Source organism: Persicirhabdus sediminis, from assembly GCF_016595495.1.
GTDB lineage: Bacteria > Verrucomicrobiota > Verrucomicrobiia > Verrucomicrobiales > Akkermansiaceae > Persicirhabdus > Persicirhabdus sediminis.
Window position 1 is genome coordinate 94,593 of the sequence record NZ_JAENIM010000039.1, and the last position, 22,430, is coordinate 117,022.

Below are 22,430 nucleotides of genomic sequence, written 5' to 3' on the forward strand. Positions count from 1 at the left end.
ATGAAAATTGGATAGGAAGTAGCTGGGAAAAGGAATATTGGGTAACTAAATGTGGCTGGTTGATTAGGCTTTCCAGCGGCGGTAGTTGAGCACGGCGTGTGTAAGGAACAATAGGAAGGCAGCTAGCGACAAGTGATAGACAATGGGGCGTGAATCGATCAGCCCCTTGGAGAAATTAGACAGCTGCTGTTGGATGCCGATGTAATGGAAAACTTCGACGCCTTTGTATCCATCACCAATGATCTGAGGGATGTAGCCGAGGAAGAAGAGGATGACGAGCATGCCGATGGTGACGATGCCGGCGACGATCTGGCTAGATGTCAGCGTGGAGGCAAAACAACCAATGGCGATAAATGAGAAGCCAATCAGCATGACGATGCCAAGCATGCCGTAGATGTGGCCGTCGGCGTATGGCGCTTTGGAGCCAATGACGACACGGAAGATTTTTAGGTGCAGCAGCATAGGCAACCACAAAATCGCGTAGAAAACACAAGTGGCGGTGTATTTAGAAAGCACAACCTGCCAGAGTTTGATAGGTGCGGTGAGCAAGGTTTCCATAGTGCCCGTTTTTACCTCTTCGGCAAATAGGCGCATGGTGATCAGCGGGAAGATGAATAAGAAGTAGAACCAGAAGTTAGGCGTGTTGAGGATAGTCAAAATGAAGTTTTCCTGCACTGGGTAATCTTTGACCCGCTCCATGGCAGTCGATAAGGAGAACCCTTGCATGAGCATTACCATGCTGAGCACAACCCAGCCAAATGGCGTGAAGAAGTAACCGTTTAGTTCTTTGCGAAATAATATTAAAAATGTGCGCATGGGTAATGTGTGGATATTTACTGAGCTAGCCGAACAGACTGGTAAATGAAAATCACTAGCTACGAAAGCATGAAAGTGAGCGATTGATGAAAAATGCCCGCTAACAAAGGTGTTTGGTTTTAAAACAGTTGCTTCCGAGAAGCTTAGGCATTGGCTGACAGCTAGATAAACTGGAGTATGACTAGGTGGTTTGAATTCCAGCTGGCTGACAGATGGAATGATTAGGTCAATCGCATTAGTTTTCCAAGATTGCTAAAAATGAATTTCTCATTATGAATTTGAGCATGTCAGAGACTTTGACCTTTATGACCCAATATATCCACCAGCACTACGCGTTTTTTACCGTGGCTGCATTTATGTTTGGGGCCAGCATTGGTTCGTTTTTGAATGTCGCCATTTACCGTCTGCCGCGCGGACTCTCAGTGAATGAGCCGAAGCGTTCATTTTGCCCTACTTGTAAAAAGCAGATTCCGATGTTTCGCAACATTCCGCTGTTCACTTGGCTGATCCAGCGTGGCCGCTGTGCCGAGTGCCATTGCCGAATTCCTGTACGTTATTTTCTGGTGGAGTTTTTGATGGCGGTGATATTTGCGTTGATTTGGTGGTTTGCGCCGAGCATCGGGCTGGCATTTTATTTTATGATTTTGGCGGCCCTGTTGATGGTGGTGATCTGTGTGGATATTGAGTTGATGTTGATTCCGCTGCAGGTGACGTGGCTGGGCACGGCTGTTGGCTTGGTTGGTAGCTATTTTCTCGCGATGTCGCCGGATAATATTTTCCGTGCTGATTCGCCGTGGGATGGAGTGAAATTATCAGCCATTGGATTTGTAGCTGGATTTGCAGGCCTGTGGGCCGTGGTGGTTTTAGGCAAATTGGTCTTTGGTCGCCAGGTGGTGAAATTTGACAAAGCCGTCGACTGGGAACTGCGTGAGCCGGTAGAAGGTGAAGACGACGAAATGGCTGAGCTCAGCTTTGTGCTGGATGGCGAGCCGAATGCATGGTCGGACTTGTTCTACCGCAAGACGGATCGCCTAATTATTGAGGGGTATCACTTCTTTGTGGATGGCGTGGAGCGCAATGCCGAGAAATTGGTGATCTTTGGTGATCGCATCGAGCTGGATGGCGATCCTGTGATGATTGAAGATTTGGTCTCGCTGGAAGGTAAAGCCAAGAAGGTGGTGATTCCGCGCGAAGCCATGGGCATGGGTGATGTGTATTTGCTCGGCATGTTGGGCGCGTGTTTTGGCCCGCAGTCGCTTATTTTTATTGTTTTTGCGGCCTGTGTTTACAGCATCATTCTAGCGATCATTGGTCGTTTGGGCATTGGTTCGCGCATGCCATTTGGGCCAAGTTTGGCCTTTGGCGCGGTGACTTGGGCGATCTGTGGCTGGCAGCTTTGGGACTGGTATTTCAGTCTCATGGTGATGCCAAGTTACTAAGCGACTAGCTGGCTGGGGGAATTTTCCAGCTGGCTGGATCATGATCACAGCTAGGTTTTTCCAGCTGATGATACGGATTTTGGAAAAGTAAGTTGCCAAATCTGGTATGAGGGTTTAGAGCCTTTGCATGTCAACAATTCTTGAAGAATCAGCGATCCTTGGAAAAACTAAGGAGCTATGTGAAGCCATCGTAACTGATGAGAAGTTTTTGTACCTGCAGAAGCAGGTGGAAACATTTTTGGGTGATGACGCAGCGCGTCTGCAGTACCAGTCAGTACACGAGCGTGGTGATGACCTCAACCGCAAGCAACAGAGCGGCATCGAGCTGTCTGAGCGTGAGATCCAAGAATTTGAAGAAGCTCGCGACCAACTGCTGGCTAACTCAATCGCTAGCAATTTCATCCAAGCTCAACAGGAGCTGACTGAAATCCAGAAGACTGTGGGCAAATACGTCGGCATGACTCTCGAGCTTGGCCGTGTTCCTTCTGAGGAAGACATGGCTAACGCAGGTGGCGGCGGTGGCTGCTGCGGCGGTAGCGGTGGCGGCGGTTGTGGCTGCTAGTAAATTATTTAAATTAGAAAATTCCCAAGATGAAGTCAGCATGGTACCACTGTGCTGGCTTTTTTGTGCCCCATCAAATATGAGTATTTCAGAGGATAAGAAGGAGACTTTTAACGACCAGATGAATGACTGGGTGTCTCGTCAAGGACTGTGGTTCCAGCTGCGCCATTCAGGCGGTCACAGCTTTATTGGAAAAATGATTCGTCTATGCATTCGAGTGACGCTGGTGATTATTGTCTTATCTATGGCTGGGTTATATTTCCTCAAGAAACGTGTGGCCTCGCCCAAGCTCGCTAGCGAGATTGCGGAAAATATTTCCACCTCGCTAGGTGCGGAGCTGGAAAATATGAGCGGCTACCGGCATCACGCCAATCAGGCGTCATTTTCCCAGCTGGTTATGCTTGGTGGAGATTCATCATTTTTTGATAAGGCTGAGGTGGAGGGCATGCGCTTTAATATGAGCATGTTTGATGGAATATTTGGCGCCTGGGATGGTGGCGGAATTTCTATCGGCAGATTGGCCCTAGATATTAAAGCTGGCGCGGAAAATGACGAGCTAGCTCAACAGGCTTATGACTCCTTATTTACCTCGTCGCCAAACTACCGCTTCAACCGTTTGGATGTAGAAGAAGTGGAATTAAAGTGGGGGTATTCTGAGAAAAATAGAGGAGCGATCACAGGCAGCGCTATGCGCGGTCGCCGTGATGATGGGAGATGGATTCTTAATTTCAAAGGAGGTACTTTCAGCCAGAACTGGATTCATTCATTTGATATCGTCGAGATGCAAGTCGTCTGTAGTGACGAGGGCGTAGAGATCACTGAGGCGGTGCTTACCTCAGAAGATGGTGGCACATTCCGCTATCAGCTGGAACTTGGAGCAGGTGGCCAGCCATCGCTAGCTGGCAAGATCGAGCTGAAATCATTTCCGCTGAACTCGCTGTTGCCTGATCGATTCCATTCATGGGTTTCCGGTTCGGTTTCTGGCACCGGCAAGGTGACGGGGTCCACCAATGGCGCTGAAGGCGTGGTGATAGCCATGGATGTTGAGCTTTCAGGAGCCGACAGCATTGTTGTGCGCAGCAAGCTGCCAGTGATTCGTGCGCTGGATACAATTGATTTATACAATTCCTACGGTCGCATTGATTTCAAACAAGGTCGCTTTAAAATGACTACGCGCCGCGGTTTAGTGGAGATTCACGACCTGGATATGAAGGCGGGGAATTTGCTCAGCGTGAAAGGTGACATCATGGTGGTGCGCACTGGCGAGGGGATTCAGGAATTTGAAGCCACCATGGCTAGTAAGGCAGATGAAAAACTTCAGCAACTCGGCAAAACTGACGACAACTACAGCCTGCGCGATGCGGTGGGCGATGCGCAGTTGATCGACAAAGAAAGTGTCGAGCTGGAATCTCAAGCGAAAGAAAAAGGGGTTGTGGCAAAAATCAATGTCATGCAGCCAGAGCTCGCTGAAGCCCATTATTCTGGCATGCTGGATATCACGCTGCAGGGTGATGCTTTTGATAAATCCAATTTATTGAAAAAGGAATACCCGCCCAATGCTGACACTGGCCGAATTCACATCGAAGTGCCATTGTTTGGTAAGCTCGGTGAACTCACCGTCAGCCAGGCTGAAATGTTCTACATGAAAGGCCGCAATCGCCGTGCCCTAGACGAATAGTCATAGCTGGCGCCATGGCGCTGATTGATCAGATTTAAAATGAAAAAAGACGCTCGGCTAATCAGCTGAGCGTCTTTTTTTTGAGGGTGGTCGAGAACCGGATTACAACCCTAGTGATGAGTAAATCTCACGGGTAGCGTGGCTCTTGTTGAGCGTGTAGAAGTGGATACCATCTACCTTGCCGTCGAGCAGCTCAGCGCATTGCTGAGATGCGTACTGGATGCCCACGCGCTCAACAGCGGCGTCATCTTTGGCGCGGTTGAGGGCCTTGAGTAGCTTAGCTGGGAAACGTGCTCCTTCAGCCAGCTCAGCCATGCGCTTCATGCTAGCGATTGTCTGGATAGGCATGATGCCTGCGATGATTGGCACATGAATTCCAGCCAGCTCACAGCGCTCGCGAAAATCAAAAAAGTCGTTATTGTCAAAGAATAGCTGGGTGCAGATGTAATCAGCGCCTGCGTCTACCTTGGCCTTGAGGTAGTCCATTTCTTTCATGCGGTTGGGCATGGCTGGGTGGCCTTCTGGGAAACCTGCAACGCCAATTCCAAAACCACGCGCATCTGGGTGCTTGCCGCTCTGGTTGTATTCGCGGATGAAGCTCACTAGGTCAGCTGCATACTGGAATGCGTCATCGCTGCGCTTGTAGTTAGGCATGCTAGCTGGCGGATCGCCGCGCAGCGCTAGGATGTTGCCAATGCCAGCTTCGGCGTAGCGGTCGAGCGTTTGCGTGATTTCCTCTTTACTGTGGGCCACACAGGTGAGGTGAGGGATGGCGGGAATCGTCGTGGTTTCATTGATTCTTACTACCAAGTCGTGGGTCATCTCACGAGTACTGCCACCAGCGCCGTAGGTGATGCTGACAAATGATGGCCCCATAGGTGAGAGCTCGGCGATTGTTTTGTACAAGGCCTCGAACCCCGCACTCGTTTTGGGAGGGAAGAATTCAAAGGAAAAAGTAGGATTTCCTTTTTGGATGATATCTTGGATATGCATGTCTGCGCGCAGGTTTTATTGAAATCGACCATTTGCGAAGAAAAAAAAAGCAATAGTATGAAACTTATTCTCGCAATGGCAGTTTTATAGGGTGAACCTATTGTTGTTCCATGAAGAAATTTTCATCCATTCTCAGCCTATTTTCATATACTGGCGTTTCTGTGGCCACCATGATTTGCATGGTGCCATCAGCGGTGGCTCAGGATGATGGGCCGCCTCCACCTCCACGAGGACCACATGGTGAAAGGCCCAAGCCGCCTCATAGTGGACCTAGAAATAAACCTGATGGGCAAAGAAAAGGACCCAAACCGCCACACGGCGGCATGGCTGATCATTTTGACGAGCTGGATACTGATAATTCCGGCGAGTTGTCATTTGAGCAATTCAGCAAAGCGCCGCGACTCTCTCACCTTGGCGAGGCAGAAAGGCGTAAGATTTTCAATTTCCTCGATCGCAATAAGGATGGAAAAATCCAGCGTGATGAGCTAGTTGATGGCAAAACCCGCGATCGTGAGCGGTTTGAAAGATTTGATACTAATGGCGACGGCGTGCTAGATCGCAGCGAGTTTTTCCGCATTCCTGAAGTCAGGCAGATGCCTGAGGAGAAACGCAAGGAGCTATTCAAGCGGCTCGATCGCAATAATGATGGCAAACTTCAGCCCGATGAGATGCGTCGATTCCGTGGGCCAGGTGGATTTGATTTCAAAAAACTCGATACCACTGGCAGTGGCGGCTTGAGCTTTGAGGAATTTATCAAAGCCGGTTTTGTCGCCCGTTTGCCCGAGGATAAACAGCGCGAGCTATTCAAGCGTTTTGACCTCAATGGCGATGGCGAAATCACCAAAGAAGAAGTTCACCGCGCCCGTGCCGAAGGCGGTGGATTCCGCAGGGGGCCAGGAAAACGTGGACCCGAAGGGCGCCGCGGACCTGGCGAGCGCAAAGGACCACCTAAAAAACGTGGCCCATCTGATAACGAAGCTCCACAGGGTCATCCAAAACCAGGACCCCCACCACACGGTGAGCCGGAGGGACCACCACCACCTCCGCCACATATGGGTGAGGAATAATTTTTAGCTGGGTAGCTAGAGTGTTAAAATGCCAGCCCGCCGATATGGCGTGGCTGGCATTTTTATATCTTCTCTAATCTAGCTGCGTTGCTAGTTGAGGTGGTGATGTTGTTAGTCTCGGGTTGAGGTGGCTAACAATTTTGTCGGCTGCTAGGCTACTGCACGCTAATAGTTGTGACATGCTGCTCATCGATGCTGATCTCAGCTTGTTTGATCGGCTTGCCTGTCGTTTCAATTTCAGTAATCATAGCGACCACATCACTGCCGTGCCAGCTACCAGTTGCTTTGGTAAATCCAGCTACAGAGATGATGCCGCGAGTTACTTCTTGGCCGTTGAAATAGATGATCAAGCCACCGTCGACACCGTAGAGCGGGTCAAATGCGGCGGAAATATTCACCGTCTGACCGCTGCTAGGCACAGTGACTGGGTGAATGGCGGATTGAGTTTCGCAAGAGACTAGCAAGGCGCTGATGGCACCAATGAGTGTGCAGGTGATGATCGTTTTCATAAAGTATTCACCAATGTTCTAGCTAGCTACAGGCAATCCGACAAGCCGCGATCGCATTCGTCTGCTGATTAGGACAAAGCTATGTATTTGCTATTGGAATTACCTGCCCGAATTTTCCCTCACCGCCAGATTGTTGGATTTGTCCACCAGCTTGTTTGCAGTGCCTCATTGCATACTCCGTATGGCTAGAAATCATATCTGCTAGGAGTGGAGATTTTCTCATTTGGTGAAGAAAAAAATATTCCTATCTTTGGCTGAGATCCATGCTACAAGGCTCTATTAATAGTTCATCTAGGTTGGGTCCCCATTTGACTCTCAGCTACTTCTTGCTGGCATGATCCTCCTGCCTCACTTGAGCCTTACTCAATGAGTATCTATGTCTAAAAAAAACCAAGTGCCTTCGTCGCCAGTTTTTCCTGATAGGCCTGCAGATTCAGCAGCTGTCACCACTGAAGAGTTAATGCCAAAGCAAAGCAAATGCGGGTGCGAATCAGCTATTGTCTATTGCGAAGGTAATTTTGGCGGTATTGATGGAAAAACTGCTAACGGGTTGGTGCGCCACTCAGAGCGGTACAAAATTCTATCAATCATCGACAGCGAGCTGGCCGGTCAAGATGCTGGCTTAGTACTTGATAACAAAGCTAACGAAATCCCCATCGTCAAAAACCTCGACTCCGCCATGCAGCATGCCGGCGAGATTCCTGATTATTTCATTTTTGGCATCGCGCCAGCTAGTGGCATGCTTTCTAAGGACGAGAGGAAATTGCTGCTTCGAGCAATCGAACTCGGCATGAATATCGTCAACGGCTTGCATGAGTTTCTCAACGAAGACGCTGAATTTGCAGCTGCTAGTAAAAAGCACAATGTGACCATTCGTGACGTTAGAAAGCCACGCGACAAAAAAGACCTGAGAGTTTTCAGCGGTCGCATCAACCAAGTGAAATGCCCACGCATTGCAGTGTTAGGCACTGATTGTGCGATTGGCAAACGAACCACAGCTACCATTCTAGCTAGGGCACTTAACGAGCGTGGCATCAAAGCGGTAATGATTGGTACTGGCCAAACGGGCCTGATTCAAGGTGCTCGATATGGTCTGGCTCTAGATGCGGTGCCGTCGCAGTTTTGCGCAGGCGAGTTGGAGGGTAAGATCATCGAGGCTGCAGAAAACGAAAACCCGGATATTATTCTCATCGAAGGTCAAGGTTCATTGAGCCACCCGGCATATTCAACTTCGAGCTTCATTATTCGCGGCAGCTGCCCCCAGGGAGTTGTATTGCAGCATGCTCCAAGTCGCAAACATCGATGCGACTTTGAGCACATGCCTATGCCCAGTCCGGCTGCGGAAATTGAGCTCATCGAAATCTTTGCAAAAACTAAAGTCATCGGCCTAACGATTAATCATGAAAACATGAGCGACGGTGAAATATCCTCAGCGATTGATCGCTATGAAGAAGAATTAAATATCCCCACGACTGATGCTCTAACTCGCTCGCCTGATAGGCTGGTAGAAATGGTACTCTCAGCCTTTCCTCAGATTGGGGGCGAAAGATCGATTTAACTTACAACTCCGCTCCGCGTATTGAGGTAGATCTTGATAAGATTTCTCACAATGCGCTGACACTAGTCACGCGCCTACGGGCAAAAGGCATTTCGGTAACAGGAGTTACCAAAGCGACTCTAGGATCAGCTGAAATCGCTAACGCATGGCTTCGAGCTGGCGTTTGTGGGCTTGGTGATTCACGTGTGGAAAATATGCAGTCAATGCGAGATGCTCAGATTTCTGCGCCACTAACATTGATCCGCTCACCAATGATCAGCCAAGTTGCTCAGGTTGTCAGACTCAGTGATGTTAGCTTTAATACGGAGATGGACGTGATTTGCCAGCTCTCTCTAGCAGCTGGTAAAGCACAGTGTATTCACGGCGTCGTCCTCATGGTCGAACTTGGTGACCTGCGTGAAGGCATCATGCCTGATCAGCTAGAGGCTACCGTGCGAGCTGTGCTGCGGCTTCCAAATATTACTTTCTTAGGCATCGGTGCCAACCTTGCCTGTAGGAGTGGAGTTTCTCCCGATTGTCAAAACATGGCTGAATTATCCAGTCTAGCAGATTTGATTGATGCCACTTTTGGGCCCATTGTAAATACTGTTTCAGGTGGTAACTCTGCCAATCTTGAATGGGCGCTTAGCGGGCAAGATACTGGACGGATTAACAATTTACGGCTAGGTGAAGCGATGTTGTTAGGATGTGAGCCACTACATCGCCGAGCGATAGATGGCTTGCATACCAATGCGATCACTTTGGTAGCTGAAATCATTGAGCTGAAAATTAAACCATCTCAGCCGTGGGGGAACCTAGCACAAGCTGCTTTTGGGGAAGCTGCACCCAGCGCAGATGTTGGACCTATCAAGCAGGCAATTTTGGCGATTGGTAGGCAAGATGTTGATCCTGATGGCCTGCTCACTCCGCTTGGCATGAAGATTCTAGCAGCTAGTAGCGACCACCTTATCGTCGATGTGACTCACTACAGGGGACCGCTACAAGTCGGCTCTGAAATCACCTTTCAGCTAGACTACAGCGCGCTGCTGCGTGCTATGACCTCGCCATTTATCAAGAAGGTGATGAAGCGTACAACTATCAATAGGGCTGTTACTAATGTTTAAATTAATTTCAGCGCCTAGACTTCATGAATGACCAGCCATCAACCATCTTCGCTGATTCGTCTCTAGACGAACTAGCAGCCTCTGTTGCAGAGCCGGGGTTTGGAATTTTTCCCAAGCTGCTATCGGCTAACATTCAGAATGATCTCATCAAGTTGATGACTGACAAAGTGCAGTCTGATAGTCTGGTGCAAGCTGGTGTCGGTGCAGGTCATGAGATGAAGGTGCGTGCAGAAATCCGCAACGATTCTATCTATTGGTTCGACCCTGATGATCCAGCCCCAATGGCTAACAAATGGATCGTGGCAATGGACGGGATTTGCCAGCATTTCCGCCAGCATCTATTTCTATCTTTGTGGTCTTACGAGGGGCATCTAGCGCGTTATCCAGCTGGAGGTTTTTACAAAGCGCACTTGGATAGACATGCCAAAACTTTAGCTCGGGAAATTACCGTCATTGCTTATCTCAATGAAGATTGGCTAGCGTCTGATGGCGGTCAGCTTCGGCTTTATACCGACTCAAATTTAGGCATTAATGGCCCCTTCATTGATGTGCTGCCAGAAGCTGGCACAGTTGTTATTTTTCGCAGTGCTGATTTCTGGCACGAAGTGAAACCAGCTAAGCGAGCTAGGCTCAGCTTAACTGGCTGGTTGCGCGGACGAGAAGAACCGCTAACTGGAGGAATCTAGCGGCTAAATAAGCTGATCTCGCGGATGCCTAGCAGGCTGTCGCTTGGTTCAGTTTTTGCAGCTTGAATTTTCACAAAGCGAACTTGCTTCGCGTGCCATGCTTCGCGCTCTTCGTTGTGGCCAGTCTGAACATCTTGGTAGACTTGTTTCCAATTTTTACCGTCAGCTGAAACGGAAATGCTGAATGTGTACCAGGTGCTGTCTTTCTCCCAGATAATCAAACTACCGCTCAGTGTGGTGGGGGATTCTAATTCCAGCTGGACCCATTCGTTGGTGTTGCTAGACGCAAACCACCAGCTTTCCGTATCGCCATCTATCAGTGAGCTGGCATCAGTACCTTCTAGGGTGCTGCTCACGCTGGCAGATTTGATAGCTACTGCTTTGCCTGATTCAGTTGTTAGCTCGATGGCCTTGATTTCAGTCAGTCCTCTCTGGCTGGCTGGAGGTGCTATATCTGGCGTTCTAACTGTGGCTGATTTACTGGCCTGGCTAATCGTGGTAAATGTCTGATTAGCTAGGCCCTTGGCTGATGCCGTAACCCTGATTTCTCCAGCTTGGGTAGTGCTAGCTAGCCAGATGGCAGCTACGCCACCTTCGGCTTTTACTGGGTTAGGGCCAATCAATCGACCGTTGCCACTGATTTCTACGTCAATGTTTTCGCTGAAATCAGGCACTAGAGTGCCGTTTTCATCGACAGCACTGATGAATAGCATTGCCATGTCACTGCCGTCCGCTGTGAGCGTGTCGTTAGGATGATCCATAGTGATGGCGATTTTGCTAGCTGCTAGTGGTGTGCGAACTTCGTGTTCGGCCACTAACTTGCCATCTATGTAAGCTTCAGCTCGTAGCGTGCCAGCTTGCCACTGGACTCCAGCAAAGGTGAAGATTGGGTGGGGCACGTGATCTAGCTGCTTTTCTTCGCGGATAGCTCCTTTAGTTTTATCATGAGTTGTTAGTGTGTAGCTACTGTCAGCTGTGCGAGTGTCTATCAACTTCTCATTGAGGTAGAGTTTTACTTCCTGAGCGTTACTGTAGACACTGATATCGCGTTGTGAATTTTCGCGCCAGTACGAGGCAATGAAGACCATTGGCCCCGAGTCGATGCCCTTGTGAAGAACCTTTGGGTCTCGTTGCGCCTGAAGAAAATAATGACAAAACTTAGGATAGCGGTCTAATCCGAAGATGCCGCAGCGGGCGATGTTGCCGCGGAACCCACGGTTGTGGTCAATGCCAATCCACAGCGCGTATCCAGCGCTTGTTGGGTTGGCGTTAACACCGTACCAGTCCCAATATCCGTCACCATTAAGGTCTTGTTGGCGAGCTAGACTCTGCCAGACCATGCTATTTTCATCGTTGCGGTTGGCCCAGTCGCCCCATCTATCAGCTGCGCGACTAATTCCACGTTGGTTGTCGCCCCATTCACGGGTGAAGAATGGTTTGCTGCCATCTGGAACCTTGTAGTTGACGTCGTAGATCTCGTGAGCTGGGTATTTGTAATCGCAGGCAGTGAAGCAGTTAGGGTCTTCTTCCTTACTGATACGGAAGCTTTCTCGAGCGTAGTCCTCGGAGTAGCGGCTTTCGTTGAGGATGGGTTCGTAGAGAATGACTGATGGATGATTGCGCTCTAGGCGAATCAAATCACGAATATCTTGGTAGCTGTTATTGATAAAGGTTTCGTTGTCGCGGAAGCAATGCCAGCCAGGAATGCAGGCGATAACCGTTAGGCCTAACTCGTCACAGGCATCCATGAACGATTGCGCGAGTGGATAGTGGCCAGCGCGCACATTGTTAAATCCGGCTTCCTTGAGTTTGATTGCATCTAGCCGTTGCATGCTATTGCTAGCAGCATTGCCTACGTAAATGTAATCTTGGTGGCGGTTAGCTCCATTGAGGACGACGCGCTTGCCATTGAGGAAAAATCCATCATTACGCCACTCAATGGTGCGTAAACCAATGCGTGTGAGTTCGTGATCACAAGTTTTGCCATCACGAATGACTGTGCTATTCACAGTGTAAAGCGTGGGGCTTTCTGGCGACCAAAGCTGTGGTTGTTGGACTGTGAATTGCTGCTCAATGTGTTCGTTAGAGCTTGCCGCTAGAGTTTTCTGGCTGCGTTGTTCAGCGATGATTTTCCCGCTGGCATCGTTAATTGTCGTATGCAGTTCGAATGATTGTGGTTTAGCGTGCTCGTTAACCACATGTGTTTTTACAGCTACTTGAGCTTCCTCTTCGTCAATCTTTGGGTAGCTAACAAAAACTCCTCCGCCAGCGACCTGATTTGCCGCCACGGCGTCACTGATGTGCAGCTTGTCATTAATTTCTATGGTGACGTCGCGGTAAATGCCGCCTTGATAAGTGAAGTCTAGCTGGTTGAGTGGCTGACCCGGAGGGATGTTAGGATGGTTGCGGTTATCAGCGCGCACGACGATCAGGTTTTCCTTTACGCCATCGTAGTGGAGCAGATCGCTAACATCACATGAAAATGGCAGGTAGCCACCGTCGTGGTTGGCCACCCGCTGGCCATTGACCCATACTTGAGCTTGTTGCATCACCGCTTCAAAGCGGATGACGACTTGTTTTCCTTGCCATGCTGGCTCCGCGTAGAATTGTTTGCGATACCAGCAAATGCCCTGCCAGTGGCTACGAAATTCTTTTGGTTCAATGGTCGGGCTATGCGGCAAGTGAACACTTTCCCATTGGCTGTCGTCAAATTCTGCATCCAGAGCCAATCCGCTGAGGTCGCCATTGGCGCGGGTTTGCGGCAGCGTTAGCATTTCTGCTAGGGCGCAAACACGGCTATTTTCTTTGTGGCTAGATTTGGCTAACAAGCGTAGATATCGAGCTTGATGAGTTTTCTCAAAATTGAATTCTTGCCATTGTCCACGGTTTTCTAAGTTTCCGCTGTAGATTGCCTCGGACCATTTTTTTCCATCATTGCTGAGCTGGATATCAAATTCATTGATGCGTCCGTCCTCGCTATCAACGCGGGGGAGAAGCTTGATGCCAGATATATCGCGAACGGCACCAAAATCCTCACGAATCCAGTGAGGGTAGGGGGTGCTGCCGCGCTTGGCTGGTGTGCTCCAGTAACTTTCTCTTCGGCCATCAAATGCGCCGCTAGCTGGTTCATCGCTAGAGCTGCTAGAAAAGGCGTCCTTAGCCGCTTGTGCCTCGCGAGCAAAGGTCCAGTTAGGATTCATGTTCAAGACTTCAACTCCTTGGAGTTGGTCGTTTGCACTTAGTCCGAGGACATTGCATGCCAGTAGGGCTAAAGAGCAGCTGATGCTCTTCATAGGTGATTTCATAGTATGGTTTTGTGCTTTTGTGTGTGAATAAGAAACCCTCAGCAAGGGGGGGGGCTGGGATTGTCTAGCTAGAAATTATTGCTTTCTGTTGTACTCATTCAAGGGGTTATGTCGCAGTAAATTTACCATTCTTGCTAGCTTTGTAACAGGGCAGCTCGCTGATGCGCTGCTGGTCTTGGTCGCTGGTTGCAGCTGATTAAACTTGTACTTGTAGCGAGCTTGGTTTCTGTTGGATAATATGACTAGCGAGTTGCGTTATCGACTGAAAGAGCAAGCCATCATGTTGGCTCTGATTGGTGTCATTTGTCTGGTTTATCTTAGTCAGCTAGTTTTTGGCGATGCATGGTTCCTCAGCTCTATGGTGGTTCCTAATCAAATTGTAGCTAGCTGGAATTTGGCTCTAGCTGGTGAGCTTGATCTTCGCTCATTCGTGCCAATGGTTAGTTATGCTTTTTTGCATGGTGGATTTGAGCACTTGGCCTTTAATATGCTCTACCTGTGGATTTTTGGCGGACTAGCTGTGCAGTTAATTGGTAGCCGGTGGATGTTAATTGTCTTTTTTCTCACAGCTGCCTGCGGCTGTGTGCTGCATGTGGTGATGAATGCTGATAGTCCAATTCCTATGTTAGGAGCTTCGGGCGCGGTGATGGGTTTTGAGGGGCTTTATTTGGGCATGGTCGTTAGGTGGCGACTTCCCAACCCAAAAATTTGGCCGATGGCGCATGCGATTCCGCCCGCGCATCTAGCTGCTTTGGGGATTATTGGGTTGGTGATGGATTACATGGGTTATCTTGGCGGCGATTTAGGGGTGGCCTACAGCGCCCACTTAGGAGGTTTTATTGGCGGTGTGGTAGTAGCTTCTCTGGTGGTTCCGCGGCCACGTGGACTTTGATAGACGATGGTGGACCTGAGTGAGAATATTTCTGGGCACAAAAAAAACCGCTCAGCTGACTGAGCGGTTTGGAAATGATAGTTAGCTAGTGAGCTTATGCGCGGCCGCTGTAGCTGCCGTCGGCAGTAGCGATCTTGAGGCGGTCACCTGGCTTAACAAAGAGAGGAACCTGAACGACCAGACCAGTCTCGAGAGTAGCTGGTTTGGTTGGGTTGTTAGCGGTGTCGCCTTTGATGCCTTCTGATGATTCAGTAACTTCGAGCTCCACAGTAGCTGGAAGGTCGAGAGAAACTGGGCTTTCTTCGATGAAGAGGACTTCAACGAGCATGGCGTCGGTGAGGTAATCTTTGGCATCGCCTACGAGCTTGGCGTCAAAGGTGACGGTGTCGTAAGTATTTGGGTCCATGAAGTGGTAGCCTTCTGGATCTGCGTATGAGAACTCAAGTTTCTGGCGATCAGTTTCAACCACTTCAACTTTGTCTGATGAGGCAAAGCGAATAGTTTTGGTTTTGCCAGTTTGGAATGAGCGGATGGTAGCAGCGATGAGGGCGTTGCCCTTACCAGGTGTGCGGTGTTCCAAGCCGAGTACGAGTCCGAGTTCACCTTGGTATTTGATGCACTGGCCTTTTTTGACGTTAGTAGCGACGATTGATGGCATAATGACAATTATTAATAATTTGCTGACAGCTAGGTAATGGCAGATGGGTGGGTATTCAAGGCACAAGTTACCGAATCGAAGTAATTTATGATTGAGGCGGCGCGCAGGCAGCTTGAGTAGCTGTTGATGATGATTTTGCAGCTGAATGTCACCTTTGAATTGACCATTTGTAGATGTGGACATAGTTAAAGCACATGCAACCACTCTACGAAGGTAAGGCTAAGAGGCTCTACACGACTGACGACCCAAACGTGCTTCGCATGGAGTACAAGGATGAAGCGACCGCGTTTAACGCGCTGAAGAAGGCTGAATTTGAGAACAAAGGTAAGCTGAACAAAGCAATTACGCTGGCGCTCTACCGCATGCTGGAAGCTAAAGGAGTAAAAACTCACTTGGTGGAAGACATTGATGAGATCAACATCAACGTGAAGGCTGTAGACATTTTGCTTGTAGAAGTGATTGTGCGTAACTTCGCAGCTGGTTCATTCAGTAAGCGTGTTGGCGTTGCTGAAGGCACTGCTTTCAATCAGCCAATCGTAGAATTTTCTTATAAGAGCGACGAGCTCGGTGATCCTCTTATCAACACTGCCTACGCTCGTGAAATGGGCCTCGCTACTGAAGAAGAGTGTGCTGAGCTGAAGCGTCAGGCACTTATCGTAAACGAGGTGCTGATCGATTTTTTCAAGCGTACTGGCCTGAAGCTGGTTGATTTCAAAATTGAATTTGGTCGCACTCGTGATGGTGACAAGGAGATCGTACTGGCTGACGAGATCAGCCCTGATACTTGCCGTCTCTGGGACCTTGAAACTGGTGAAAAGCTCGACAAAGATCGCTTCCGCCAAGACCTTGGTGATGTGATGGCTGGATACGAAGAGATCCTGCGCCGCATCGAATCTGAGCTTTCTTAAGTTTAATCGCTAGCCCAGCTAGCTGGATTGATTTTGCCCCGAATGACCTTATTTCAGGTTGTTCGGGGCCTTTTTTTTGCTTGTTTTTGTTGATAGGTTTGTTGTTGAGGTGTTGGATGTTTGTCTAAGTGGTTTAAAATCGCCTATTTGTGTGATCTTTTGGTGATGGTAAATGTTAGCTGTTTTACATATGTGAATGATCTTATTTCCTACTTGATGAGCTGTTTGATCTAGTTGTAGATTGATATATGCATTTGTTTAAAACGTTAATCTGTGCTTCAGCATTGTTTACCTGTTCGCAGAGTGTGAATGCCCAATTGGGACCTGATGACGGACTCAATATTGCGAGGTATACCTCGGTGAACATGCTGGATCTGATCATCTATGGCGACAACATGAAGTTGGATGCCAAGGCAATCACGCGCTGGCGGCAGAAAGATGATTTTTTTGTGTGGGAGCTAGATGTCAAAAAGCCGGGAGTTTATTATATTGTGGGCGATTTTGCCTGCCCATCCGGTGATGCGCGAATCAAAGTTTTGGTCAAAGGTTCCGACGAACAACGCTGGCTTGCGGTGAATCAAACTAAAACCTGGGGGTCAGCCCACGCCAAGTCATCCTTTGTTAGGGTGAGGTTCCAGCAAGCTGGCCGCAAAGAGATAGAGTTTCACCCGGGTTTCCCGTGGAAGCCGGTAAATGTCTGTGGCTTGGCGCTCTACCACGGTGAGGTAGAACCAAAACGTACAGCGCTAGCTGTGAAAGTGGTGAAAAGCCCGTAGGTTGTTAGCCCACGGTCTGATTGACCAATGTGCTGCCAAGATCTAGCTGGCCACTGAGTAGCTGGCCAGCATGGCAGGGGAAATTTTCACCAATGCGGTGGATTTCTAGCTAGCTGGATTTTCTAGCTAGCGGCAATGAATAAAATGTTAGTGGTGCGATTGCGTTAGGCGTTAGGGTCAATACCCATGCCACGCAGTTTACCTTGTTCATCTTCGATGCGCTCAGCCAGCCATTGTTTCATCATCGACTGGTAGTTGAGGTGGCGCGAGCGAGCGAGCCGCTTGATGCGTGAGAGCATGCGAGGATCGAAGCGCAAAGTGATAGTTGTAGAATCTCTCACTGTAGGCGAGTGGACTGAGCTGTTCATCAATGATGGCGAGAGCTCGTGGTCTTGCCAAAATTTGGCTTCATCCTCAGGTGAGGCAAATTCTGGAATGTCAGTCCATTTGTTGATGACGGTAAGGTCCATAATGATAGAAACTGGCTAAGTGGTTGTTATTTGAACTCCGCGTATTTGCGCTGGTAGAAGTTGGCTTCAGAGCTGCTCATTTCGCGAGCGGCGTAGACTTTGGCCTCTTTGCCATTGGTCCAGAAACAGATAAATAAGTCTCTGCCTGTAATCGAACGGCCAATCATGTAATAACGAACTTCACCGTCGGCGCGCTCGTGGTCTGGTAAGAACTTCAAAGCAAAGGGATCTTCCATGACCTCTTCAATTTCTCCAGGGGTGATGAATTTTAAATCGAAAGTGGCGTAGGTGAGATCGAGTTCCATGACTTAATTAAGATATATTTAGTAATAGAGCATAAGTTGAAGTGAATGAACAAAAAAAAATCGTATTATGCCATTTTAGTGACTGATCTGGTGGAACTATGGCAAATCATCAGTGTTCAATTCGCAGGATCCATGCTAAGCAATGGGCGCCAGTAGCGGCGAGTAATCTATGAACCACAGTGAAATTTTAAGCGTATTGGAGCAAGCCGGTGTGCGCCCATCCAAGAAATTAGGACAGAATTTTTTAACTGATGCCAATGTGGCTCGGTGGATTGTGGATCAGCTCGACCCGCAGCCGGATGATACCGTGCTGGAAGTGGGCCCGGGAACGGGTGCGCTGACGGAGAATTTGGTAGGGCGAGTGAAACGTATTATCTTAGTGGAATTTGACGCCCGTCTGGCGGAATATTTGACCAAGCGATTTGCCGACCGCGACGACGTGGAAGTGCATCACGCGGATGGTGCGCGTTTTGATCCTCGTGTCTTGTTCAAACATTCACCGGTGAAGTTTCTCGGCAATTTGCCTTACTCAGCAGGTGGCGCCATCATGCGCAATTTCATGAAACGTCCGACCATGATCAGCAAGGCTGTGCTGATGTTGCAGAAGGAGTTTATTGATCGCATTGTCGCCAAACCGCGCACTAAAGAATATGGTGTGCTTTCCCTGCGCATGCAGAGCGAGTGGAATAGCAAGCCGCTGAAAACCATTCCACCAGAAGCCTTTTTCCCTCGTCCATTGATTGATTCCACCGTGATGCTGTGTGAGCCGCGTCCGCAGGATCTGCCAGTTTATGATGCCCGTTTGTTTGACGAGCTCGTGCGCCGCGGATTTGCCCAGCGCCGCAAACAAATCAAAAAACAAATGCCAGCTGAGCCAGCGTGGGATGTGGTTGCTGAAAAAGTTGGCCTGCCACTGACCGTGCGCGCAGAAGAGGTGACGCTCGATCAATGGGTGGAACTTACCCGTGAATACGACGATCATCCGCTGAAAGACGTGGCGCAAAAAGGCGACGAGCTTTTTGATGTGGTTGATGAAAATGACGAAGTCGTTGGGCAACAAATAAGAGACGTCGTGCATCGTGATGATTTGCGACACAGAGCGGTTCATATTTTGGTGTTCAACAAACGCAAAGAAGTTTTCCTGCAGAAGCGTTCGCGCTTGAAAGATAAATTCCCATCACGCTGGGATTCTAGCGCAGCTGGCCACCTCGACAGCGGTGAAGCATACGACGCCTGCGCGGTGCGTGAGCTGGCTGAGGAAATGGGCATTGAGAATGCTGAAGTGCAGATGATTGATAAAATCGACGCTTGTGAGCAAACTGGCTGGGAATTTGTGGGTGTTTACGTGGCCCGTCACGATGGTGCTGTACGTTATTCATGCAGCGAAGTTGAGTGCGGGTTATGGTTATCTATGGCTGACGTGCGCGACTGGATTGTCGCTCGCCCAGAGGATTTTGCTCCTGGATTTATGGCGGCTTGGAGTCGCTTTGATGTAAAACTCGGCCTGTCAGCTGGATAATTGAACTGTCGCAAAAATTAACCATTGCAAGCAGGTGGTCGGCTAGCTAGCTAGATTGTGTACATTTCATTTACCCACACAATCTAATGGCCCACAAAGAAGGATTTAATTACGCACCGAGTTCCCTACATTCTGAAAAAGTTGTCGCCGATGGCGAGTTTGTTTTTGCCGTAGCCGCCCTAGACCACGGGCACATCTACGGCCAAACCAATGGTTTGATAGAAGCTGGGGCGACCTTAAAATACGTCTACGATCCTGATCCAGCTAAGGTGGCTGATTTTCTAAAAACCTACCCGCAGGCGCAGGCGGTGGACTCACTGCAGGTGATCCTCGATGATGAGTCTATCCAGCTGGTGGCTTCGGCTGCCATTCCATCTGAACGCTGTGCGCTGGGATTGAAAGTACTTGATGCAGGGAAAGATTATTTCACCGACAAGTCGCCATTCACCTCGCTGGACCAGCTGGCGCAAGCGCGCCAGAAGGTGGCTGAAACTGGCCGCAAGTATATGGTGTATTACTCGGAGCGCCTGCACGTCGAGTCGGCATGGTACGCGGGCGAGCTGATTCAAAAAGGAGCGATTGGTGAGGTGGTGCAGGTTTTGATCATGGCGCCACATCGATTGTCGAAGGCATCGCGGCCTGAGTGGTTTTTTGATAAAGAAAAATACGGCGGCATTCTCACTGACATTGGTTCACACCAATTTGAGCAGGCATTATTTTTCACAGGAGCGAGTGATGCGACGCTGAATTTTGCGCGCACCGCGAACCTAGCTAATAGCGATCGACCTGGGTTGGAGGATTTTGGCGAAGCCTCGCTGACGATGGACAATGGCGCGTCATGTTACTGTCGCGTCGACTGGTTCACGCCAGATGGTCTCAGCGTGTGGGGTGATGGGCGGGTATTTATCGTCGGCACCAAAGGCACTATGGAGATCCGCAAATACCTCGATTTTGGTCGTGGCGGCTCGGATACTATTTTGCTAGCTGATGAAAATGGCGAGCAGGTCTTTGAGTGTGCTGGCAAGGTGGGGTTCCCATTTTTTGGCCAGCTGATTCTCGACTGTATTAACCGTACAGAGAATGCCATGAGCCAAGAGCATGCCTTCAAAGCGGCTGAGCTGAGCCTGCTAGCGCAGCAAATGGCTGAACGAAGCTAGTCAGTTGGCTGCTATTTCCAGCTGGCTGGAAAGCTAGTCAGCTGCAATTTTACATTATTGGCAAAAAAAAATGGGCGCTGGTCGAAATGACCAGCGCCCGTTTTGATTTTATCTAGCTTTAGTCCTGAATGTGCATTTGCTTGCTAGACTCGATGATGTGGTAGCTGTGTGAAGCAATCATTTCGAGGTGATTGTTGGTATTCACATTGAGCATTTCGAGTTTCACTTTGCCATTGTCGGCCATGCGCTTCATCGCAGCTTTGTTGAACTTCTTGATGAGTTCTTTGATTTCAGCACGCATGGTATTTGCTTCATTCATCATCGCATCGCTAACTTCATGCAATACAAGTGTCTTGCTGTGCAGGATGATTTTCTCCACTGCATGCGCGAGGTCACGGATGGCGTGGATTTGGTCAGCCTTGAAGACGTGATCTTTGTTGTACATGCGCTCGGCAATCTTGATCAGGCGGTAGATGGAGTCTGAGCTTTCTTCCAGCTCAGCGGTGACACGCAGCATGTGAGTGATGCGCTCGGCATTCTGCATACCCACTTCGCGAGCTGAACAACGTACCAGGTATTCGGTGATGTCGTGCATCATGTGGTCGGCTTCATCTTCCATCTTCTTCAGCTTGGTGACGAGATCTGAGAGATCTTCATCAGGAGCTTCAAAGACGCGGATGTAACCTTTGTACATGTCGTAACAATGATCAGCCATGTTGTGGATAGCTTCTTCAGCTTCAGCGAGGTTGAGTTCGCCCATGTCAACGAGACGCTGGGAGATGTACTGAATGCGTGGTTTTTCGCCATTGCTGCCTTCGTCCTTAACCCACTTGGTCACAGTTTTAGCGATCACTGGTACAAACCATACCAGGAGGAAAATGTTGAGCATGTTGAAGACGGTGTGGAAAATCGCAGTAGCAAATGCGACTTCGCTCTTACCAAAGTCACCTTTAGCGCTCTTGAGGTTTTCAGGCAGCATGCTGGCGATTTCCCAGACCATGTTGGTCAGCGGAATGAAAAGCACCAGCGCCCATATCGAGCCAATAATATTGAATAGGAAGTGAGCTCGAGCAGCTCGTTTGGCGTGCACGTTGGCGCCAATGGAGGCGAGCCAAGCGGTGATGGTGGTACCGATGTTTTCGCCGAGTACCACAGCTGCGGACAGCTTGAAGGCATCCATGGCGTTATCGCCGAGCCAGCCGTTCATCGCACAGGTGATGGTGATGGCCATGGCGGCTGAGGATGACTGCACGGTCAGCGTGAGGATCACACCAACAATCATGAAGAGAACGTAGGATCCGTAGCCGTAACCATTGATCGCAGCAATTACACCTTGGATCATTCCAGCTACTGAGTCGTCGCCACCTTGCAGGCCACCTCTGAGGTCAGGAACGGCTCCTTTGAGCAGGTCGAGACCGAGGAAAAGAAGACCAAAACCAATCAGAGTTTCACCAAATGAACGCACCTTGTTTTTGCCAACAAAGAACATTGGCAGACCCACACCGATGATTGGCAGGGCGATCTTGGCGACACTGAATTTACCAATGTAGGCAATGATCCAGGCGGTGATGGTGGTACCGAGGTTGGCACCCATGATCAAGCTGATGGACTCAACTAAGGTGAGCAGGCCAGCATTAACAAAACTCACCACCAGAACGGTAGTGGCTGATGACGACTGCACCATGCAGGTCGTCAGGAAGCCAGTGAAAATACCGCTGGCGCGGTTTTTAGTCATGGTGGCTAGCGCGATGCGCATGCTGTCACCGGCGACTTTTTGCACCCCTTCCGACATGATTTTCATGCCGTAGAGGAAGATGCCTAAGGCACCGAGAATTTGTAAGATGGTTGCTATTGATGACCAGATATCCATGGTAGGTAGAGTTGGTGATTGGCTTAGCGGATATAAGCTTGGTGTTTATTTAATGGTTAGGAACAAATATTGTTTCTCAGGGTTAAAGTCGAGTGAAGTGTATGTTTATCAGGACTTGGTTCTTGTAATTAAATTATTGAGTGATTTTTGGATGTCTGG

The 22,430-nt window shown here is 49.2% G+C and carries 20 protein-coding genes; 12 read left to right on the forward strand and 8 right to left on the reverse strand.

Annotation, left to right across the window (positions count from 1 at the left end):
• Positions 1 to 63: 63 nt before the first annotated feature.
• A complete protein-coding gene (locus tag JIN82_RS07965; protein ID WP_200311100.1) occupies positions 64 to 816 on the reverse strand; it encodes an ABC transporter permease in 753 nt (250 codons plus the stop codon).
• 284 nt (positions 817 to 1,100) lie between these two features.
• Between JIN82_RS07965 and JIN82_RS07970 the strand changes: the two genes are divergently transcribed.
• The 3 genes from JIN82_RS07970 (at position 1,101) to JIN82_RS07980 (ending at position 4,495) form a co-directional block, all read left to right on the forward strand.
• Positions 1,101 to 2,255, forward strand: coding sequence for a prepilin peptidase (locus JIN82_RS07970; RefSeq protein WP_200311101.1), 1,155 nt, complete (start codon positions 1,101 to 1,103; stop codon positions 2,253 to 2,255).
• 127 nt (positions 2,256 to 2,382) lie between these two features.
• Positions 2,383 to 2,817 (forward strand): YlbF/YmcA family competence regulator, encoded by a 435-nt coding sequence (locus JIN82_RS07975; RefSeq protein WP_200311102.1) that lies wholly within the window; start codon positions 2,383 to 2,385, stop codon positions 2,815 to 2,817.
• Positions 2,818 to 2,896: 79 nt separating this feature from the next.
• The gene (locus JIN82_RS07980; protein WP_200311103.1) at positions 2,897 to 4,495 is read left to right on the forward strand and encodes a translocation/assembly module TamB domain-containing protein; all 1,599 of its coding nucleotides are present in this window, start codon (positions 2,897 to 2,899) and stop codon (positions 4,493 to 4,495) included.
• A gap of 102 nt (positions 4,496 to 4,597) precedes the next feature.
• Here the strand turns inward: JIN82_RS07980 and metF are convergent, their stop codons facing one another.
• Positions 4,598 to 5,488 (reverse strand): methylenetetrahydrofolate reductase [NAD(P)H], encoded by an 891-nt coding sequence (gene metF / locus JIN82_RS07985; RefSeq protein ID WP_200311104.1) that lies wholly within the window; start codon positions 5,486 to 5,488, stop codon positions 4,598 to 4,600.
• A 110-nt stretch (positions 5,489 to 5,598) separates the two neighbouring features.
• On the opposite strand from metF, the gene JIN82_RS07990 reads away from it, so the two are divergent.
• On the forward strand, positions 5,599 to 6,555 hold the full coding sequence (locus JIN82_RS07990; protein ID WP_200311105.1) for an EF-hand domain-containing protein: 957 nt from the start codon (positions 5,599 to 5,601) through the stop codon (positions 6,553 to 6,555).
• A gap of 155 nt (positions 6,556 to 6,710) precedes the next feature.
• Here the strand turns inward: JIN82_RS07990 and JIN82_RS07995 are convergent, their stop codons facing one another.
• Positions 6,711 to 7,064, reverse strand: a complete 354-nt coding sequence (locus JIN82_RS07995) for a hypothetical protein (RefSeq protein ID WP_200311106.1) — start codon at positions 7,062 to 7,064, stop codon at positions 6,711 to 6,713.
• Positions 7,065 to 7,524: 460 nt separating this feature from the next.
• Between JIN82_RS07995 and JIN82_RS08000 the strand changes: the two genes are divergently transcribed.
• The 3 genes from JIN82_RS08000 to JIN82_RS08010 are packed head-to-tail and all read left to right on the forward strand — an operon-like array spanning position 7,525 to position 10,411.
• Entirely contained in the window at positions 7,525 to 8,622 is a 1,098-nt protein-coding gene (locus JIN82_RS08000) for an N-acetyltransferase DgcN family protein (RefSeq protein WP_343221739.1), read from the forward strand.
• Between the two features lie 20 nt (positions 8,623 to 8,642).
• Positions 8,643 to 9,725 carry an alanine/ornithine racemase family PLP-dependent enzyme gene (locus JIN82_RS08005; protein ID WP_325099501.1) on the forward strand — a complete coding sequence of 361 codons (1,083 nt, stop codon included), beginning with the start codon at positions 8,643 to 8,645 and terminating at the stop codon, positions 9,723 to 9,725.
• A gap of 23 nt (positions 9,726 to 9,748) precedes the next feature.
• The gene (locus JIN82_RS08010) at positions 9,749 to 10,411 is read left to right on the forward strand and encodes a 2OG-Fe(II) oxygenase (protein ID WP_200311108.1); all 663 of its coding nucleotides are present in this window, start codon (positions 9,749 to 9,751) and stop codon (positions 10,409 to 10,411) included.
• On the opposite strand, the gene JIN82_RS08015 is transcribed toward JIN82_RS08010, so the two are convergent.
• Positions 10,408 to 13,716 (reverse strand): discoidin domain-containing protein, encoded by a 3,309-nt coding sequence (locus JIN82_RS08015; protein WP_200311109.1) that lies wholly within the window; start codon positions 13,714 to 13,716, stop codon positions 10,408 to 10,410. The two genes, JIN82_RS08010 and JIN82_RS08015, sit on opposite strands and share 4 nt — an antisense overlap.
• Positions 13,717 to 13,954: 238 nt before the next feature.
• Between JIN82_RS08015 and JIN82_RS08020 the strand changes: the two genes are divergently transcribed.
• On the forward strand, positions 13,955 to 14,608 hold the full coding sequence (locus JIN82_RS08020; protein WP_200311110.1) for a rhomboid family intramembrane serine protease: 654 nt from the start codon (positions 13,955 to 13,957) through the stop codon (positions 14,606 to 14,608).
• A gap of 94 nt (positions 14,609 to 14,702) precedes the next feature.
• Here JIN82_RS08020 and efp read toward each other — a convergent pair whose 3' ends face one another.
• Entirely contained in the window at positions 14,703 to 15,449 is a 747-nt protein-coding gene (gene efp / locus JIN82_RS08025; protein ID WP_234041865.1) for an elongation factor P, read from the reverse strand.
• 11 nt (positions 15,450 to 15,460) lie between these two features.
• On the opposite strand from efp, the gene purC reads away from it, so the two are divergent.
• Both purC and JIN82_RS08035 read left to right on the forward strand, forming a co-directional pair.
• Positions 15,461 to 16,174: a phosphoribosylaminoimidazolesuccinocarboxamide synthase gene (gene purC, locus JIN82_RS08030; RefSeq protein ID WP_200311111.1), complete on the forward strand. Its 714-nt coding sequence runs from the start codon at positions 15,461 to 15,463 to the stop codon at positions 16,172 to 16,174.
• A 305-nt stretch (positions 16,175 to 16,479) separates the two neighbouring features.
• Positions 16,480 to 16,950, forward strand: coding sequence for a hypothetical protein (locus JIN82_RS08035; RefSeq protein WP_200311112.1), 471 nt, complete (start codon positions 16,480 to 16,482; stop codon positions 16,948 to 16,950).
• A 164-nt stretch (positions 16,951 to 17,114) separates the two neighbouring features.
• Here the strand turns inward: JIN82_RS08035 and JIN82_RS08040 are convergent, their stop codons facing one another.
• Positions 17,115 to 17,420, reverse strand: coding sequence for a CopG family antitoxin (locus JIN82_RS08040; RefSeq protein WP_200311113.1), 306 nt, complete (start codon positions 17,418 to 17,420; stop codon positions 17,115 to 17,117).
• A 26-nt stretch (positions 17,421 to 17,446) separates the two neighbouring features.
• Positions 17,447 to 17,725, reverse strand: coding sequence for a BrnT family toxin (locus tag JIN82_RS08045; protein ID WP_200311114.1), 279 nt, complete (start codon positions 17,723 to 17,725; stop codon positions 17,447 to 17,449).
• Positions 17,726 to 17,894: 169 nt separating this feature from the next.
• On the opposite strand from JIN82_RS08045, the gene rsmA reads away from it, so the two are divergent.
• Together rsmA and JIN82_RS08055 are read left to right on the forward strand one after the other, a co-directional pair.
• Positions 17,895 to 19,244 carry a 16S rRNA (adenine(1518)-N(6)/adenine(1519)-N(6))-dimethyltransferase RsmA gene (rsmA, locus tag JIN82_RS08050; protein ID WP_200311115.1) on the forward strand — a complete coding sequence of 450 codons (1,350 nt, stop codon included), beginning with the start codon at positions 17,895 to 17,897 and terminating at the stop codon, positions 19,242 to 19,244.
• Between the two features lie 86 nt (positions 19,245 to 19,330).
• On the forward strand, positions 19,331 to 20,401 hold the full coding sequence (locus JIN82_RS08055) for a Gfo/Idh/MocA family protein (RefSeq protein ID WP_200311116.1): 1,071 nt from the start codon (positions 19,331 to 19,333) through the stop codon (positions 20,399 to 20,401).
• 118 nt (positions 20,402 to 20,519) lie between these two features.
• Here the strand turns inward: JIN82_RS08055 and JIN82_RS08060 are convergent, their stop codons facing one another.
• Positions 20,520 to 22,271: a Na/Pi cotransporter family protein gene (locus JIN82_RS08060; RefSeq protein WP_200311117.1), complete on the reverse strand. Its 1,752-nt coding sequence runs from the start codon at positions 22,269 to 22,271 to the stop codon at positions 20,520 to 20,522.
• Positions 22,272 to 22,430 lie beyond the last annotated feature (159 nt).